17 protein-coding genes are annotated in these 19356 nt (G+C 29.3%); 15 read left to right on the top strand and 2 right to left on the bottom strand.

What is annotated here, in order from left to right; all coding sequences use genetic code 4:
- Window positions 1–10 precede the first annotated feature (10 nt).
- The 5 genes from PWA39_RS00280 (at window position 11) to PWA39_RS00300 (ending at window position 5613) form a co-directional block, all read left to right on the top strand.
- Window positions 11–1345, top strand: coding sequence for an ATP-binding cassette domain-containing protein (locus tag PWA39_RS00280; protein ID WP_069099172.1), 1335 nt, complete (start codon window positions 11–13; stop codon window positions 1343–1345).
- On the top strand, window positions 1332–2192 hold the full coding sequence (locus PWA39_RS00285; RefSeq protein ID WP_124983465.1) for an ABC transporter permease: 861 nt from the start codon (window positions 1332–1334) through the stop codon (window positions 2190–2192). Before PWA39_RS00280 ends, PWA39_RS00285 begins: the two co-directional genes overlap by 14 nt.
- On the top strand, window positions 2185–3009 hold the full coding sequence (locus PWA39_RS00290; RefSeq protein WP_069099173.1) for an ABC transporter permease: 825 nt from the start codon (window positions 2185–2187) through the stop codon (window positions 3007–3009). The genes PWA39_RS00285 and PWA39_RS00290 overlap by 8 nt, the downstream gene beginning before the upstream one ends.
- Window positions 2994–4709, top strand: coding sequence for a type 2 periplasmic-binding domain-containing protein (locus PWA39_RS00295; RefSeq protein ID WP_069099174.1), 1716 nt, complete (start codon window positions 2994–2996; stop codon window positions 4707–4709). Before PWA39_RS00290 ends, PWA39_RS00295 begins: the two co-directional genes overlap by 16 nt.
- Before the next feature lie 64 nt (window positions 4710–4773).
- Window positions 4774–5613, top strand: a complete 840-nt coding sequence (locus PWA39_RS00300) for a leucine-rich repeat domain-containing protein (protein WP_069099175.1) — start codon at window positions 4774–4776, stop codon at window positions 5611–5613.
- A 10-nt stretch (window positions 5614–5623) separates the two neighbouring features.
- On the opposite strand, the gene tsaB is transcribed toward PWA39_RS00300, so the two are convergent.
- Together tsaB and PWA39_RS00310 are read right to left on the bottom strand one after the other, a co-directional pair.
- Window positions 5624–6151 (bottom strand): tRNA (adenosine(37)-N6)-threonylcarbamoyltransferase complex dimerization subunit type 1 TsaB, encoded by a 528-nt coding sequence (gene tsaB, locus PWA39_RS00305; RefSeq protein ID WP_069099176.1) that lies wholly within the window; start codon window positions 6149–6151, stop codon window positions 5624–5626.
- A 34-nt stretch (window positions 6152–6185) separates the two neighbouring features.
- On the bottom strand, window positions 6186–7538 hold the full coding sequence (locus tag PWA39_RS00310; RefSeq protein ID WP_240534001.1) for a hypothetical protein: 1353 nt from the start codon (window positions 7536–7538) through the stop codon (window positions 6186–6188).
- 156 nt (window positions 7539–7694) lie between these two features.
- On the opposite strand from PWA39_RS00310, the gene pyrH reads away from it, so the two are divergent.
- The 10 genes from pyrH (at window position 7695) to PWA39_RS00360 (ending at window position 19142) form a co-directional block, all read left to right on the top strand.
- A complete protein-coding gene (gene pyrH, locus PWA39_RS00315) occupies window positions 7695–8405 on the top strand; it encodes a UMP kinase (RefSeq protein ID WP_069099177.1) in 711 nt (236 codons plus the stop codon).
- A 1-nt stretch (window position 8406) separates the two neighbouring features.
- A complete protein-coding gene (locus tag PWA39_RS00320; protein WP_069099178.1) occupies window positions 8407–8967 on the top strand; it encodes a ribosome-recycling factor in 561 nt (186 codons plus the stop codon).
- Between the two features lie 3 nt (window positions 8968–8970).
- Window positions 8971–9894 (top strand): phosphatidate cytidylyltransferase, encoded by a 924-nt coding sequence (locus PWA39_RS00325; RefSeq protein ID WP_069099179.1) that lies wholly within the window; start codon window positions 8971–8973, stop codon window positions 9892–9894.
- A gap of 34 nt (window positions 9895–9928) precedes the next feature.
- Complete coding sequence (locus tag PWA39_RS00330) at window positions 9929–14320, top strand: PolC-type DNA polymerase III (RefSeq protein ID WP_069099180.1); 4392 nt, start codon at window positions 9929–9931, stop codon at window positions 14318–14320.
- Between the two features lie 94 nt (window positions 14321–14414).
- On the top strand, window positions 14415–14819 hold the full coding sequence (locus tag PWA39_RS00335; protein ID WP_124983464.1) for a hypothetical protein: 405 nt from the start codon (window positions 14415–14417) through the stop codon (window positions 14817–14819).
- Between the two features lie 266 nt (window positions 14820–15085).
- Window positions 15086–15991, top strand: coding sequence for a hypothetical protein (locus PWA39_RS00340; protein ID WP_069099182.1), 906 nt, complete (start codon window positions 15086–15088; stop codon window positions 15989–15991).
- A 396-nt stretch (window positions 15992–16387) separates the two neighbouring features.
- Window positions 16388–16936, top strand: a complete 549-nt coding sequence (locus PWA39_RS00345) for a hypothetical protein (RefSeq protein WP_240534002.1) — start codon at window positions 16388–16390, stop codon at window positions 16934–16936.
- A 354-nt stretch (window positions 16937–17290) separates the two neighbouring features.
- Complete coding sequence (locus PWA39_RS00350) at window positions 17291–17458, top strand: hypothetical protein (protein WP_158005234.1); 168 nt, start codon at window positions 17291–17293, stop codon at window positions 17456–17458.
- Between the two features lie 81 nt (window positions 17459–17539).
- Window positions 17540–17899: a hypothetical protein gene (locus PWA39_RS00355; RefSeq protein ID WP_069099184.1), complete on the top strand. Its 360-nt coding sequence runs from the start codon at window positions 17540–17542 to the stop codon at window positions 17897–17899.
- Window positions 17853–19142, top strand: a complete 1290-nt coding sequence (locus PWA39_RS00360) for a glucose-6-phosphate isomerase (RefSeq protein ID WP_069099185.1) — start codon at window positions 17853–17855, stop codon at window positions 19140–19142. Before PWA39_RS00355 ends, PWA39_RS00360 begins: the two co-directional genes overlap by 47 nt.
- Window positions 19143–19356 lie beyond the last annotated feature (214 nt).

Consider the following 19356-nt stretch of genomic DNA (forward strand, 5'->3'; position numbering starts at 1 on the left):
GAATTATAAAATGCAAAAATTTCACAAAAGTGAAACAATAATCTCGCTTGTTGATGTTGATAAGGAATTTGGTGATAAGAAAGTTTTAAATCAAATAAATTTGGACATCAAAAAAGGTGATTTTGTCACTCTTTTAGGCCCATCTGGATCTGGGAAAACTACAATTTTACGCCTAATTGGTGGTTTTGAATGAACAACCCGAGGCGAAATTAAATTTAATGGGGTTGATATTAAAGATGTTCCAGCCCATAAACGTGATACAGCGACTATTTTTCAAGATTATGCACTTTTTCCACATTTGTCAGTTAGAGGAAATATTGAATTTGGCCTAAAATTAAAAAGAATTAAGAAAAGTGACTCTGAAATTCCACAGTCAATTTGGAAAAAATTCGAAGATTTAAAGCAAAAATGGCAAGCAAAACAGGACAAAAAAATCACAGAACTTAATAATTTGCAAGCAAACCTAGAAAAACAGCTTGAAAATCCTAATTTAGACAGCAAAACCCGTAAAAAATTACAGGATAAACTTGATGATTCAGATTTTAAATATTCTAACTGGGAAAATTATGTTTTTTACAAATCTGTAACTTTTGAAAAAAAATACCTTACTCGTAAAATAACAAAGACAGAAATTGATAACGAAATTAAAGATATTATCGAACTTGTCGGTCTAAGTGGCAACGAAAACCGTGCGATTTCAGAGTTATCTGGTGGAATGAAACAGCGAGTTGCACTAGCTAGATCGCTTGTTATTGAGCCTGAAATAGTTTTATTAGATGAGCCATTATCAGCTTTAGATGCAAAAATTAGACAAAAAATGCAAGTTTTTCTCAAAAAAATTCAGCAAAAATTAGGTCTAACTTTCATTTTTGTAACTCACGATCAAGATGAAGCCCTTCAATTATCAGATAAAATTGCCGTAATTCGCAACGGAAAAATCGCTCAATATGACGTGCCAAAGAAAATTTATGACTATCCTGCCAATAAATGAGTTGCTAATTTCATCGGTGATTCAAATTTTTTTGAAGCAAAATTTATTGGGAAAAATAAGGTTGAAATTCTTGGAACTGAGCTCTATACAATTCACACAGAATTTAATTATGGCCAAAAACTGGATGCACTTATTCGTCCTGAAGACATCGATATTGACTTAAATTCTGGATATTTTAAGGGAAAAGTGGTTCAAAATATTTATAAAGGCTCATATTACTGACTAGATATTCAAGTTGGATCAAAAATTATTTACGTTGAAACTAACGATTTTTACGATCTTAATACCGAAGTTTATCTAAAATGAGACGATGATGCAATTCACTTAATGGAGATTGAAAGTGGAAACTCTTAGCTTTTTTGATAAATTTTGACAAAATTTCAAAAAAAATTTAAATCCACGCATCAGTCTTGTCCTCCCTTATTTTGTATTTGCCCTAATTTTAATAGTTATTCCACTTATTTTACTTTTTGTTAAATCTGTAAGTCCACTTTCGACAAACGGCAGTCCATTTGACAATCATCTTTTAGTAAAAGAGCAGACAACTTGGCAAATTATTGCCCGTTCAATTTTTGTTGGTTTAGTCAGCGCCTTTATTTGCTTAATTTTAGCTTTTCCTTATGCTTTTATTGTTGCAAATTCAAAATCACGTATTTTTAAAATTTATTCTTTATCACTGATAATTACCCCCTTAATTATTTTTACAATTGCAAAAGTCTTCTCATTAAGGGCTTTATTTTTGGCAATGTTTGACGAAGGATCGCTAAATAATAACTCTTTTATGATTCTTGGTCTAATTTTTCTCAATTTTCCTTTTATGGTAATTCCACTTTATACAATTTTCAGAGATATGCCTAAAAACTTAATTGAAGCTGGCACAGATTTAGGATACTCAAAATTTTGAGTTTTGATTAAGGTGGTTCTTCCTTATAGTTTTCGGGCAATTAGCTCTGGATTTGCGATTGTTTTTTTAATGGCAGCAACCTCAATAGTTGTCTCAGATAAATTGTTACCAAACGGATCACAAAATCAACTAATTGGAAATTTAATTAATAATTCCGCAAACACAACAAACCCTTTTGATCTAGCTAGAGTTTCCTCGCTTGTTTTAGTCACACTTTTAGTTTTTATTGGAATTTATACACTAATTCATTTTACGCCGATTGTTATTATGAAACTTAAAGGATTTAAATATGACTAAAATTATTGATTTTTTTCAAAAACACGAGATTTTGAAAAAAACTTACGTTTGATTTTTGATAATTATTTTTTATATTCCAATAATTTTTGGTTCTATTTTTTCATTTAACAGTCCGTCAAAAAAAGGTTTTGTCTCTTCAACATGGAACAAATTTAGTCTGCAAGCATTTGACGAATTTGCAAAAGATACTTTTGCATCAGCGCTAATTAACTCATTAATTATTGCATTTTTTGCTGCAGTAACCGTTGTTTTCCTTTCACTTTTAACAGTTTTTGCCCTCTGAAGACAAAAAAATAAATCAGTAAAAATTTATGTAAATGTCACCTCAAATATTCCTTTAATTAATCCAGATGCTATCACTGCAGTTTCACTTGCAATTATTTTAGGTTTCATATTTGGTTCACTTTCAGCGGCTTATGAAGGTCTGTATCGGGCAATTATTTCCCATATTGTCATGACTTTACCTTACGGAATTTTGATAATGTATCCAAGAAGTGAAAAATTTTCGCTGAGTTTATATGAAGCTGCCCAAGATTTAGGCTACTCAAAAATGAAGGCATGATTTTTGGTTTATTTAAAACACATGTTGCCAGCGATAATTTCGGTTTTTCCAGTTGTTGTTTTTCTTTCTTTTGATGATTTTATAATCACAAAAATTACATCAAACACCCAAACAGTTGGAACGCTTTTGTATCAAGGAACTTTTAAAACTTGAGCGCTAATGTTGGGAACAATTATGCTCTTTATTTCCGTGATTTCTAATTTAATTTGACTTTATTATAAAAATAAAAAGGAAAAAACATGAAAAAGAATTTAGTCAATTTTTTTGCCAAAATAGCACTTGCTCTTTCGGTAGTTAGTGTTGTTTTTATTGCATCTTTTTCAAAATCAAGCTTCCCTTTTAAACCAGTTGTCTACAATTTTGAAGCTTACATTTCTGATTTTGGTCGCGATGTAATTAACAAAGATTTTAATTATCGCGAGTTTGGCGATGTTAGCGAATTTACTAAAGCAATTGAAGATAATCGCACAATTGCTGGCGTAGGTTCAGATTTTCAAATTGCGCGTTTGGCTCAAAAAGGTCTTTTACAAAAAATAGACTATTCAAAACTTTTTCCAAATTGAGAGCTAACTAAAGTTTTTCAAAAACCGCAAAATTATGCCACTTTTTCTTTGGCCCAAAGACAAGAATTTATCAATAAAAAAAGGGCCGCTTTTGAAGAAATGTTCCGCCCTGAAATTGTTGAGCATATTGATAAATATGACCAATTCATGAAAGATGCCTATGATCCCCAAAAAGATCTTGACACTGATAATGACGGAATTCAGGACCGTTTTTGAGAATTTTTCATACCTTATTACACCCAAGACAAAGTAATTGCCTACACAATTGGTGATTATGATGTTAATGGTAAAAGAAAAAATCTCCGTAAATTCCAGAACAATTGAACTGCTAAGCAAAAAGAAAAAATTCAAGAAAAAGGCCTTAAATTTGAAGATCAAAGCCTTAGCGGAATTGGCAAAACTTTGCGAAAAAATGGCTACAGTTTTTTTGAGTGAACCGAAGCTATGAGAGATAATTTGTTAATTGGGGCTGAAAAAACTAATCAATATGGACAAGTATTAACTGAAAATAACTATAAATCTTTTGTTGATGGCTTTATTGACTATATCGGTGAAATTTCCGGTTTTGACTATTTTAATTTGCGACACAATGTTTTTAAAACTTCAGGACTTGACTTGGCCAATTCAGTAATTGATCCTTCTTTGAATCAAGATGTTGGCTTTTTATATAATGGCGATTCTCTTGATGCTCATTATTCTAAAGATAATTATGAAGAACTCGAAGAGGAAAATACAATTGCAATTATCCGCCCAAAAAATAATTTAACTTTGCTTGATGGCTGAATTATTTTGAAAGACACCTCGCCTGAATTGACTGACAAGATTTATAATTCACTTTATGAAGGAATTTATAAAGGCGAAGATTTTGACTTAGAAGAAATTGTCCAAAAAGCAAAAGTCGAGGTTGATTTTGCTTTTGTCCAAAATAGTGACACAGAAAAATTTGAACCTAAAAAGGGAAAAGGTTTCTATTTTGACTATGAATCTATTCCTTTTTTAGCAAATTTTGACTATATAAATTACACCCCAACATTTAAAAAATCCTTTGAATTCTTTAAGAAATTCTACTTTAATGATGCAGTTGAAACTGTTCGCGAAACTCTTGATGGCGAAGACCAATCAGTTTTTGTTGACCTTAATGATGAAATTATTGATGATGAGAAAAACTTAAATTACAACAATATAAAATCTGAAACTTCATCAAACAGATCGCTTCGAGCTTTAAATATGTACCTTTCTCAACAACCTGAACAAACTCTTTATGGGAATATGCCAACTGAAAATAACACTGACGAGGGTAGATATCAGATAAATTACACTTTTTTAATGCCCTTGGACGAAAGACTTGCTTCTCAAATTCGCACTTACTATAATTTAAAGACAAAAAATTAGTACTTTTATCGATAAAAGTTTCTAATTTAACATTTTTACTAAATATTATTGTAAAATTTACCTTATGTTCAAGTTTAAAAAAATATTAAAAACACTAACGCTTTTATCACCAGTGATTGCACTTTCTGCATGCGGCCAAACCCCATCTCAGGCAGAACAACTTCTTGCTTCGATAGATAAAACTGATTCAAAATATGTAAAAATTGATGAGTCAACAAATTCTTTTGTGCTTGACCTGACAGATTCTGGGCTAACAAAAATTGACAAATCTGCATTTTTTAGTCTAAAATCACGGATTTATCAAAAAACTACTCTTCAAAATCATAATCAAACTAATCAAACTAATGGTGTAAACACTCAAAAACCACAAGAAACAAAGGTAAATTTTTATTTTTTGTCAAAAATAATTTTTCCAGAAACGCTAACTGAAATTGAAGATTATGCATTTTATGCCGATAGTGCAAATTTGACTGATAAAGAAAAAATTCAGGAACTTGATTTTTCAAAGGCTACAAATTTGAAAAAAATTGGTGATTTTGCTTTTCAAGGAAATAACATCACAAAATTAGTTTTACCTTCATCTTTAGTTTCAATCGGTAAGCAAGCTTTTGCTAAAAATAATTTAGAACAGGTCGATTTTTCAAACTCTAAGAATTTAGAGATTATTCAAACTGGCGCTTTTTTTGATAATAAAATTAAAAATCTTGATTTTAGTCAAAATGTTAAATTAATCGAGATTTTCACTAGCGCTTTTGAATCTAACAAAATTGAAACCGTAAAATTCAACAAAAGTGCAAAACCAGTTACAATTGGAACATCAGCTTTTAAAGAAAACGTTATAAAAAATAACGAAAATTTCGAGAACCTTCCTGAATTAAGCTCTCTTAAGTCACCATTTAATTAATTTTTTTAAACTAATTGTTATATAAAGGGAAAACATTAACTAAGTTTTCTTCTTTTTTAAATAATTTTTGGGCTTGAGCAAAATTATTTAAAATTATTTGATAATCAACTTGATCATCTGACACATTTTTGCTCTTAATATCTGAAATTTCAGAGATTAATTGGCCGTCATGAGCAAAGGCACTAAACTGTGAATTTTTACTATAACTAATAAAATATTGTCTTTTTTCCTTTTTTTCAAAGGATAAAAGGCTAAAAGTTGAACAAGTTCAAAGATTTATATCGCCTAATTGGGCAAGAGTTCTAAAAAATGTCAGTCCAACCCTACATCCTGTAAATGTTCCTGGCCCTAAATTAATGTAAAAATCGCTAAAATCTGTAATTTTTAGATTATTTTTTGACAAAATATTTCGAACTAATTCAGGAAGCAAATCAGCTTTATTTTTAATTTCAACTATATTAGAATCAACAAGCTCAAAATTTTTGTCAAAAATTGCTAAAACTAGGTCTTTACTTACACTATCAATAAAAAATTTCATAATTAAAAGTATATTTTAATACAAAATTTTGATTTTAACTATAAACATTAGAACGAAATTCTGCGGGGTATCTTTTTCATGTCAAAAAGTATTTTCTTGGCTTATCAGGTTGAAAATTTACATTAGAAACTCTAATTCGGTATTTGCCGTCTTCAAAAGCTTTAAAGCTAATTTTGTCAAACGGGCTTATATCTGAGTTTGCTTCAATAATTTTTTCTCAACTTCCGTGAAAAATTTCGATTGAAATATCAAAATCATTTGTTTTATAATTTGGTTGGCCGTAAATCAAATTACTCGCTCCATCACGGAGTGTTTTACCAAAATTATAAAAAAAACCGCTGAATCCCGATAAGTATTCCCCCACAACTTCTTTCTCAGAAAATCTATCACTAAAAACAAGTGCTGAAAATTTTTGACCTTTTAGAAGTTCAACAGGCTCGCTTACATAATCATTTCCGTCATAATTATTGTATAAATAATTGTCTTGTTCTAGGGTAAAATAGGCATCTTTGTAATTTATAAATCCAAAACCTTCACTTGAATGCGCACCGTTAAATCCTAAATTGCTATTTTCTGAGGGTTGAGCCGTTAATGATAAAGCTGAAATTATTTTTAGATTCCTTTCTTTTAAACTTTCATAAGAGTCAAAACTAGATGAAAGTGCGCTAAAAATAGCCGAAATTAGGAAAGCTGAGTAAAATTTTATGTTTGAATCACGAATATTTAATTGATAGGCAAATTTTAATTCCGGAAGTATAAAGTGGTTTGATTTTACCACTCCAGAACTGTTGCCAAAATTTTTGACATAATTAAAAAGTCGCGAATCTTTCTTGAATCTGTCGTCTTGTTTTGCAAAAAAGCTGAAATTACTGTTAATTTCATCGCCTAGAGTTCTGCTTCCGTCAAAAAAATTTATTATTCCAGTTTTACCACTTCAATAATCAAGAAAATCTCCTAATTTTATTAAGTCTCTCCCATTTGAAAAATATTCATTTAAAAAAGTTCTTTTTTCTTTATACAAGTGTAAAACCATCTCGACCCCTACGGTTTCAAAATGTGAAAGCCCTTTTGCTCATTGTTCTTGAGTTTTAAAACGGTAAATAATTAAATTTGAATTAGGGGCAAAAAACTGAAAAATTGCCTGTAAATTGTTAAAATCATTGTTATTTTCGTCCCCGTTTTCTTCAATAAAAACTCCAACTTTAACATTTCTATTTACTTTATTTAAATTTGCATCAAAATTTAAGTTTGAGGCAAGCTTTTTAAAATCAAAACTTGAGTTTTGATACTGGTGAAAATTACCAGATTTTTGGCTAAAAAGCAAAAAAGGACTTAATATTGTTAAACTAGGCAAAATAAGTCGCTTAAAAATTCCCTTAATTTTCATCATGATCTCCTTCTTCTTTTTCTTCACACATAATTAAATAATCAAGCTACTTTTTGACTAAAAAAAGTAAAATCGACACTTTTTTCCTAAATTTTTCCTTTTTTGTAAATAATCGATTAAAATAAAGTATAATTAAATAAAATTTTTTGAGATAACATGAAGTCAACTATTCTAATTAAACTTTCGGGTGAAAGTCTAGCTAACAAACAAAAATCACTCGCAATTGATTATGAACTTGTCGGTCGAATTGGCCATCAACTTAAAGAAATTCAAGCATTGGGTTATAAAATTTTAATTGTGATTGGCGGTGGAAATTTTTGGCGTGGAACTTCCGCTGCAAAAAATGGAATAAATCGAAATACTGCCGATTATATTGGCATGCTTGGGACAGTAATGAATGGACTGGCACTTGATTCAGTCTTTCGCGATTTGCAAATTAAAACTCGCGTTTTGTCTTCAATGAGTTTGGATCCTCGAATTTGTGAGTATTTTGTTCGAGAAAAAGCTATTAAATATCTCTCAGATGGTCATGTTTTAATTCTTGTCGGTGGAACTGGTCGTCCATTTTTTACAACAGACAGTGCCGCTACCCTTTTTGCCTCTGAAATGGATGCAAATTTAATTCTAGTTGGAAAAAATAATGTAAACGGGGTTTTTGATTCTGATCCTAAAATTAATCCAAATGCGATTAGATATGATAAAATTACTTATGATCAAGTTATTGAAAAAAATCTAAAAGTAATGGATTCAACAGCCTTTTCGATGGCGCGCGATAACAAGATTAGATTATTAATTTTCGACATTAAAGAAGAAAACAGCATTGTTAAATTAATAAAAGGTCAAATCAAACATACGGAGGTCTATTAAAATGAAATCTGAAATTGAATTCAATTTTTATAAAGAAATTCTAGAACAAAAAGCGCAAGATGTTTATTCCTATTTGGAGAAAAGTTTCCAAAAAGTAAGCGTTGGTGCACCAAACCCCCAATTAATTTCCCATATTAAAGTTAGTTTTTACGGGACATTAACCCCAATTAATGAAATTGCATCAATTTCAACCCCTGTACCTTTACAACTTTTAGTAAGACCGTATGAAATGTCACTTGTAAAGGAAATTGCAACCGCAATAGTTGCATCAAAAATTGATGCTCAAGTTCAAAAAGAAGCTAACCAAGTCCGTATAATTTTTCCTGAACCAACACAGCAAAAACGCCAGGAAAGCGTTCATTTATTAAAGAAAATTCACGAAGAAGCCAAAGTTAAAATACGTCTAATTCGTCAAGATGTTAATAAATTAATAAAAAAAGAAGAGCTTTCCGAGGATCAAGAAAAAGACTATCTCAACCAGGTTCAAAAAACAATCAATTCACAAATAGAAAAAATTGATGAAATTTATGAAAAAAAAGTAAAAGAAATTCAAACTATTTAAAAAATGCGGGCATTTTTCCCAAATTTTACATCTAAGGAATTTTTATATCGCTTTTTATCCTCAGTTTTTATTATCGCAATAATTGCTCCAATTTTATTTGTAGGTTATTATTGACATTTTTGGGGACGAATAATTTCCTTTGGTGTTTTAGCATTTATTTTATTTTATAGTTTATACGAAATTTTTTTTCACTTTCAATCCAGAAAAATTTTTGCTGCAATATCTGCATCATTAGGTTTTTTACTGTTTTTATTACCTTCAAATTTTAATTTAAATCAGATCTATTTTTCTAAAGACGTCGAGTTTAGTTGAAGTTCAGTAGAATTTTTTGCAAGAGAACAAGTTTTAGATTATCATATTTTCTTTGCCTTACCTTTTTTAATAGTTATTAGATTTATGGATTCTAAACAAAAAACTAATTCTCGTTTTTTCTCTGATATTTTACTTAAATTTATAATTATTTTTATAGTTACATTATTTTTTAAATTTTTGTGAATATTAAACACATTTAATGTATTTTTAGTTATTTCTTTGGCTTTAATTGCCGTAATTTCCGACATTTTTGGTTATATTTTTGGTTCAATCTTTGGAAGAAAAATATTTGCTTGAAAATTTGATTTTTCTCCCAAAAAATCAATGGAAGGATTCATTTTTTCCTTCATTTTTTCCTTAATTTTTACTTTATTAATTTTTTTACATCTAAATTTCGGAATTAGTTTGAATAATTGACTACTGTTTAAAATTTTGGCAATAATTTTTCTACCAATTATAGCTATTTTTGGTGACATATTTTTTTCTGTTATAAAAAGATATTTGAATATAAAGGATTTTTCACAAATTATTAAGGGCCATGGTGGAATTTTTGACCGTCTTGACTCTATTAGTTTTGTTTTTTTATCATTTTTTACAATTATTCTAATAATTTAATTTTTTTCTTTTTTAAAAAAGAATGAGGGTGGCTATGAATGTACGATTCAAAAAATTTTGTGAGTGAGTTAATTGGCAAATACCGCCAGATTGAGATGATGTTTGAATAATTCAAAAAGAAAATTCAAACCAAGATAATACCTCAAATGAATTTTCGGCAATATTTAAAAAAACTACCCTACCAAAATTTTTTGACTTATATTCATTTATTAAGTTAATTTCGACAATTAATAAAAAATCCTCAATTTCAAGTTGTAAAATTAATTTTGATTATGAAATTGAACAGAATTATTTTCATGAACATGAGTTATTAGAGTATCTAAATGGTTTAATGGAAAAGATTTCAAAATCTAAGAATTTTTTTACAGATAAAGAAATCGTAATAGCCGGTCCAGCTAAATTTAAAATTTTCTTTTCAGATCCAGAAAGCTTTAATTCTTTTAAAGAGCATGAAAATAAATTGCTGAAAATAATAAAAAAAATTGGTCTAATTCATTTAGATCTAATTTTTATACTTGAAAACAGGCAATTACCACCTCAAAAAGAATTGAATATACCTATAGAAAGTGTTTTGGACACTTCACCACCTCAAACTTCTATTCGCAAGAAAAAAACCTCTAAAAAACATAGTAATTTTGAGCTTATTAATTTAAAATTCATTCGCTCACATAAGAATCCTAATGTTGAATTCCACGGTGAAATTTATAAAATTTCAACAATAAAATCAAAAAACGGTGGTCAAATTTTAAAAATTTATGTAAATGACTATGAATACACAGAAGCAGTTGTTGTTGATAAATTTTTGCGAGCAAATCAAAATGTTGACCTAAAAGTTGGCGATTTAGTAAAAATTCGTGCTGAAATTAAAGACACAACTTCGCGATATAAATCAAATATTGATCTAACTTTGTGTGACATTACTAAAATAGAAACATCTGACTTTTTCCCTGACCAAAATATTGATACTGCTAATGAAAAAAGAGTTGAAATTGCCGCTAGAACTTGAAAATCAACTATGGACGGAATCGCAAGTGCAAGTGCATATGTTCGTCATGCATTAAAAAATGGATATTCGGCAGTTGGAATAGCTGATTTAGATTCAGTCCAAGCTTTTCCTGAGTTTTATGCTGCTATTAAATCGACAAATATTAAGCCTATTTACGGTTCAACTTTTTCAACATATCCATCAAAAATTGAAAAAGTTTTAAATTTTAATGGTAAAAATCAGCAACTAAATTCAGCAAGATTTGTCATTTTCGACTTAGAAACAACCGGACTTTCATCATATTATAATGAAATTATTGAATTTGGTGTGCTTGTTTTTCAAGATGGAATTGAAATTGAAAAACATCAGTTTTTTATTAAACCATCACAAAAAATACCACATTTAATTACGAAAATTACTGGAATTACCCAGGAAATGATTGATGAATTCGCGATTTTGCCAGGTGATGCTGTTGAGAAAATAGAAAAAATTATTAAAAATTCTGTTCTAGTGGCCCATAATGCAAATTTTGACTTTAATTTTTTAAATCAATTTTTTAAAAAACATGCACAAAAATCAGTAGAAAATCCGATTATTGATACGCTCGAAGTAAGTCGTTTTTTGAATCCTTCTGAAAAAAGTCATAGTCTTAAAAATGTTGCAAAAAGATTTGAAATTTACTATGATGATGAGGTAGCTCACCGGGCAGATTATGATGCTCAAATTTTATCCAATGTTTGGAGAAATTTTCTTAATACATTACAAAACCAAAATATTCATGATTTAGAGCAACTTTCATCAGTAAAAAACTCAATTTTTGATATTCGTCCAGAAAAAGTTTTCCCAAAACAGTTGACAATATTAGCCAAAAATCAAATCGGGCTAAAAAAACTTTATAAATTAGTATCGCTAGCAAACACAGAAAATTTAATTTCTCGTCCGCTAATTTTTTATGACAAAATGGAAAAAGACCCTGATTTATTGGTAGGTTCAGGAGGAATCGATTCGCTTTTGATCCAGAATTTACTCTATTTTGGACCTGACAGTGTTGAAAAATTTGAAAAAATATTCGATTTTATCGAAGTTCCACCTCCAACTGCGTTTGTTCATTTAGTAAAACGCGAAATTTTTACACAAAATCAGATTGAAGATTTGATAAAAAACCTGTTGAATTTGGCAAAAAAATTAAAAATTCCAGCTGTTGCAATTGGTGATGTTCGTTATTGCCAGTCTCGTGAAAAAATTTTTCATGAACTTTATATTTATGCAAAAGGTGTTGGCGGAGTCAACCATCATTTGTTCGATCATCAAGAAAAAGAACGAAAAGACCCTAAAAACAGTCATATTTTTCCTGATAAACATTTTTTTACAACTGATGAGTTAAAAAAACAGTTTGAATTTTTGCAAAATCCTGAATTAGTTGATGAATTTGTGGTAAAAAACTCTAATTTAATTGCTAATTCAATTTCAGATAGTATTGAAATTATCAAACCTGGCCTTCACCCGCCAGAATTTGATAATTCTGAAGTTAATTTAAAAGAAACTGTTTACAAAAATGCATATAAAAAATACGGAAATCCATTGCCAGAAATAATCAAAACTAGAATAGAAAAGGAACTTATTCCAATCATTCAGCACGGTTTTCACGTTGTTTATTGAATTTCAAAGCGAATAGTCGATGAAGCCAAATCTCAAGGTGCAATTGTCGATTCTCGTGGGTCGGTAGGTTCTTCTATTGTAGCATATTTGACTGGAATTACAGATGTAAACCCACTTTTACCGCATTATTTGTGCCAAAAATGCTCTAAAGTGGAATTTTTTGACTCACAAGAATTTTTATCAGGATATGATTTACTAGACAAAGAATGTCAAAATTGTGGTCAACTTATGGATAAAGACGGTCATAACATCCCTTTTGAGACTTTTTTAGGATTTAATGCCGAAAAAGTTCCTGACATTGATCTAAATTTTTCAGGTGAAACGCAACTTAAAATGCATGATTTTGTTCGTGACCTTTTTGGAAAAGATAAAACATTTCGTGCTGGAACTATTTTGACAAATGCCGAAAAAACTGTTTTTGGTCTAGGGAGAAAACTTGGCGAATTTAAGGCAATGTATGATTCAAAATTTGATCTTAACCGTGAAGTTTCATATTTTACAAATACATTTCTCGATTTTCTAGCCACAAAAGCCCAAGGTGTAAAACGAACATCAGGAAAACACGCTGGTGGAATTATAGTCATCCCTCAAAACCGTGAAATAGAAGATTTTACCCCTATTAATTTTCCGGCAAATAATGAAAAATCTGACTGAAAAACAACGCATTTTGATTATAATGCGCTTCATGATAACCTTTTAAAACTAGATATTTTAGGTCATGATGATCCGACAATTTTGCTTCATTTAGAGGAAATTACTGGAGTAAAATCGGATCAAATTCCAAAAAGTGACCATAAAATCTTATCACTTTTTACCTCAGCAAAAGAATTAGGTATACAACCAGGTCAAATGCTTGGCGAGCAGACAGGAACAATTGGAATTCCAGAATTTGGGACTCCTTTTGTTAGAAGAATGCTTCAAGTTGCAAAGGTAAAATCTTTTGCTGATATTGTTGCAGTTTGTGGTCTTGCCCACGGAGGTGGAGTCTGGCAAAATAATGCTGAAGTGCTAATTTCCAAAAAAAACCACGCAATTAACGAGGTAATTTCCTGTCGTGACGATATTATGATTTATCTTTTAAGAATGAAACTAGATCATCTTGATGCTTTTAATATTATGGAAAAAGTTCGAAAAGGAAAAGGACTTACACAAGGCGAAATTGATATTTTAACTGAAAAAAAGGTGCCAACTTGGTATATTGACTCATTGCAAAAAATTGGCTATATGTTTCCAAAAGCCCACGCGGTTGCTTATGCAATGAAAGCTTGAAAAATTGCATATTTTAAACTATATCACCCACTTGCATTTTATTCATCATATTTTTCTATCAGACCTGATGTTAAAGATATTGATACATTAATTCAACCGGCGGACAAAATTGAGGCTAAAATTCTGACACTACAACAAAAGCAAACAAATCAAAACGGATCAGGCCAAGCTTTAACCCCAAAAGAAAAGGATTTAATTCCCTTTTTAGAAATCAGTCTTGAACTAAAACTACGAGGATTTGAAATTGAAAATGTTAATCTTTTAATGTCAGATGCTCAAAATTGAATTGTTAATAAAGAAAATAATTCATTAATTCCACCATTTATTTCAGTTGATGGAATTGGTGATATTAATGCCCGAAAAATCATTCAAGCCCGTAATTTACGACCTTTTTCGTCAATTGAAGATTTTCAAACCAGGACAGACACAAATAATACAGCGCTAAAAAAATTAATACAATTGGGAGTTTTTGATAAAATTTCTAAGACAACACAAGTAAATTTATTTGATTAAGTAAAAACAACAAAAAGCGAGTAAAATTATGAATATCGGTGGCAAAGTTTTATGCAAAGTCAAATCTTTACACAAAACATATTTTTGGGTTTCAATGCCTAAAGACTATGTTGGTGTTGTTTTTTTAGATGCAAAACAACTAACAAAAGGCCGAAAAATTGATAATTATTACCAAATTGGCCAACAACTTATTCTAAAAATTGAAACAATTTCTCATTTTAACAAGAAAGCATCACTTTCAGATAGCCGTAGAGTAATTTACTACAATGATGCCGAATATCTTTTAGAAACTCAATCGGGATTTAAAAATCTACAAAAATTATGCCAGGAGCAAATAAATTCTGAGTCTAAGTTTAGAAATAAAATCACCCGACTTTCCCAGTTTAATGAGATAATCTTAAAAAAGTCTCGTGTTTTACGCAATTTTTTAACTATTTTGGCAAAAGTTTATTTCTGACCTTTTTACCTAATTTACCGATTTATTAAGAAATCAAAGTAAAAATTATATCTATGTCAAATATTCGGATCACTAGGAATACCAAGTGATTTTTAAATATCATTTGCTTATCTAAAGTGTTAAATTCAACCCTTTGTCTTAATTTTTGTAATCAAACTGGCAAACCCGGAAAATAACTATAAAAGCAAAAACACTAAATTTTAAATCTAACCCAAGTAACATCGAGTTGATCATGGCTTTTTAATATAATATAGTATAATATAATTAGCTACTTTTTATATCTAATGATAAATTTAAGGAGGCTTTAAATGCTTAAATTATCCAAATTTAAAATCATTTTTGGAATAACAACTTTTGCGACAGCTGTTACTTTGCCTTTTTTAATATTAAGTATTAATCAAAAAACTGTCAAAAATGATAAAAATATATCTGAGACAACTTTCTCTAAAACATTAAAATCCGAATCTCTGAAAGTAATTTCAGCTTTAAAACAAAAAAATGCCGAGTCCTTTTCTTCTACTAACGAAAATACTGAAGCACGGATTAAGGATTTTTCAAAATTTGAAAAAGATTTTCAAGATTTTATCGATGAAGTTTCACAAAACCCGAATTTAAACTTGGAAAAAATTGCTAAAGAAAAATTACTAAAAAAAGGTGTTACCGCTGATAATATTGAAAAAATATTTGCTTCAAAAAATTTAAAAAATGATAAAATTCAAAATCAAGAATTACTTATTAAGCCTCAATCCTTTTCTTCTAAGAGTGCTCCTAATTTAAAAATGAAAGAATTTGCGGATAAACTTTGGCAGCAACACGTTTTCAATGCCGCATTTGCCGCAATAAATTACGGTCTTGCAGTGGCTTATGGAGTTATTTGAATGTTGGGATCAGCATTTGCTAGCACTATTGCTGGCGGTGTCTCAACATACCTTTCAGTTCTATACAAAGATGCTTATAATTCTCTTGTGTATGACAAAAATTGAGATGCTATTAAAGAAACAGACGCTATTTATTATACTAAAGAAGCATCTAAAGCATTATCTCGTTATAGTATCGTATCAACACCACTCAAAATTTTAGAAATGTGGAAAAAATTAAGATTAGGACAAAAAGCAGTGATGGTTATTCTAAATTCGGTAAAATGGGTTAATCCCCAAATTGTTATTGTGTTATCTGCAATAGATTTTTTCCAATCAATGGCTTCCTTAGGTTAATTAATTAAAAAAATGAACTTTTGATCAAGAGTTGAAAAATTTCTAAACCTTAAAATACCAAAAAAATTTTCAATAATCCCGTTTTTGTCTAATGTTTTGTATTTTAGACTTTTTTTCTTTTTAGTTTTTCTGTTTAATCCTTATAAGCAAAAAAAGCACTATTTTTTGCTTATTTTGTTTTTTTTAATAAGCTATCCATTTCCTTATTTTGCAATTGTTTCAATGCTAAGTTTGAGTCATAATGGAGATTTTTTAAGACATTTTTATTCAAAAATTTTTAACAATTTTTTTATTTTGCATTTGTTTGAAATAATTACTTACTTAATTTTTTATTTCCCTTATTCATATGTTTGTAGTTTTTTACAAAAAATATTCCGTTTTTATTTAATAAAAAAAGTGAAACAAAAATTAGGTCGACTAAATCCAGAAAATAAATTCGGTTTTTTAACTAGCTTTGATTATGATAGATATTATAAATTTGCGTGTCAAAGAAAACTTTATTCACGTTTTTTTGACATGAATGATTGACATAAATATGACCAAATTGTTGAAAATATTATTAAGTCAATAAATAATTCTGGATGATATACAGATACTTATCTACCAAGATATTATGCTCATATAATTTTGGAAGTGTTTTTATTTAATTCTGATAATTCTAATAATTCAGAATCAAAAATCAATCCAAAAAAATGAAAATATTTTTTAATATTTTATTTCATTTTTACAGCATTGCATTTTATATTTACATGATATCCACTTTGATTAGTTGCTGGATATCATTATTGAGACCAATTAAATGCGAATCTATATAAAGAACTTTTTCGAGAAGATGTTGCTGTTTGATTACTACCACTCTTATTTCTTTTTCTAGGTTATGTCATTATTCCTGTGGTTCTTTATTTCCCAAAAACATCGCTGACATTTTGACTTTTTGAAGGGTAAAAATTATTAAAATTAGCAGAAAAAATTCAGATAACTAGTTTTTATCTATGATTTTGATTGTGCCACTTTTGCTAATTTTTCTACTAATTTATTTTGTTTTGAGTCTTCCCGAGTTTACGAGTTTGATGAGATAATTTTAAAAAAGTCTCGGGCTTTCTATGCTTTTTTAATTTTTTTGCCAAAAGTTAATTACAAATTTTATTAGTGATTTATTAAGATATCAAAGTAGAAATCATGGCTATTTCAAATATTTTGATTACTAGGAACACCATCGCGATTTTTAAATATCATCGCTAATTCTATGTGTTAAATTCAACCCTTTGTCTTATTTTTTGCAATCAAACTGGCAAAGCCATGGAAAAAAATAATTCATTAATTTCACTATTTATTTCAGTTGATGGAATTGGTGATATTAACGCCCGAAAAATCATTCAAGCCTGTAATTTACGGCCTTTTTTGCCAATTGAAGATTTTCAAACCAGGACAGAAACAAACAATATAACACTAAAAAAATTAATATAACTTGGAGTTTTTGGTAAAATTTCTAAAATAACACAAGTAAAATTATTTGATTAAACAAAAACAACAAAAAGCGAGTAAAATATGGATATCGGTGACAAAGTGCTATGTAAAATCAAATCTCTACATAAAAAATATTTTTGGGTTTCAATGCCTGATGGCTATGATGGCGTTGTTTTTTTAGATGCAAAACAACTAACAAATGGTCGAAAAATTGATAATTATTACCAAATAGGCCAACAACTTATTCTAAAAATTGAGACAATTTCTCATTTTAACAAAAAAGCATCACTTTTAGATACCCGTAGAGTAATTTACTACAATGAAGCCGAACATCTTTTAGAAACTCAATCAGGATTTAAAAATCTACAAAAATTATGCGAGGAGCAAATAAATTATGAGTCTAAGTTTAGAAATAAAGTCAAAAATAAACCTGAATTATAGTGAATTTCAGCAAAAAGTTGCTGAAATTCACGAAAAAATTAATTCAAAATCTAGTCCTGATATTAATTTTTTAGGGTGAAATGATTTTCCTAATTCCGCTGTTAATTTTGATGAAATCAAAAAAATGCAGCAAAAAATCCAAAAATTACATGAAGACTCTATTAATATTTTAGTTGTAATTGGAATTGGTGGTTCATATTTGGGTGCAAAAGCTGCTATTGATTTTACAGCTGGTCTTGGCCCTTTTGATAATAAACCTGAGGTTATTTTTTTAGGGAATTCGCTATCATCAACAGATTTAGCCCAAAAACTTGAATATTTAAAGACAAAAAAATTCGCAATTAATGTTATTTCCAAATCTGGATCAACAATCGAGCCAGCAGTAACATTTCAAATTTTATACCAATTTTTAGTTGATCAAGTTGGTGAAAAAGAAGCAAAAAATAGGACTTTTATTACAACAGGTTTTAAATCTGGCGAACTTTTAGAAATAGCGAAAGCAAATAATTTTGAAACATTTGAAGTTATTGACTCAATTGGTGGCCGTTTTAGCGTTCTTTCATCTGTTGGATTTTTTCCAATGATATTTGCTGGAATTGATGTTTTTGAGGTAATTGAAGGAGCAAAACAAGCGCACAAGAGTTATTCAAAAGAGCTTGTTGAAGAAAATTTAGCCTATAAATACGCACTTTCTCGTTTTTTGCTTTACAAAAATCACGACTATAAAACTGAAATTTTAGTTTCATATGAGCCATTTTTAATGTATTTTAATGAGTGGTGAAAACAACTTTTTGGTGAATCTGAAGGAAAAGATTTAAAAGGAATTTTTCCAGCTTCTGCAATTTTTACTACAGATTTGCATTCACTTGGTCAATTTATTCAATCTGGAACTAAAAATTTTTTCCAAACCGTTATTTATATAAAGAAACCAAAATTTGACATTGAAATTCAGAAGTTACCAACTTTTGAAACAAAAATTAACACACTTTCAGGAAAAACCTTAAATGAAATTAATTATCAAGCATTTTTAGCAACAACACTAGCGCATTCAGAACAAGGAAATAACCCTAATTTTGTAATTCAAGTTGAAGACAGCTCGCCAAAAACATTCGGTCATTTAGTAATGTTTTTTGAAAAAGCATGCGCAATGTCGGCTTATTTGCTCGGTGTTAATCCATTTAATCAACCTGGCGTTGAAGATTACAAAAAAGAGTTAGTGAAAAATTTAGGCTGATCTAAGTAATTTTTTAGCGTTTTCCTGATCTTCCCAGTTTGGTGAGATAATCTTAAAAAAGTGTCCGATTTTTTGGGCACTTTTTTAACTTTTTTGGCAAATTCAGGAATAATAACTACAAAGCAAAAACACTAAATTTTAAATCTCCTGAGTTTCCCAGTTTCATAAGGTAATTTTAAAAAAGCATCTGGTTTTAGGTACTTTTTTAAGTTTTTCGGTAAAA

Source organism: Mesomycoplasma ovipneumoniae ATCC 29419 (assembly GCF_028885435.1).
Classification (GTDB): Bacteria; Bacillota_I; Bacilli_A; order Mycoplasmatales; family Metamycoplasmataceae; genus Mesomycoplasma; species Mesomycoplasma ovipneumoniae.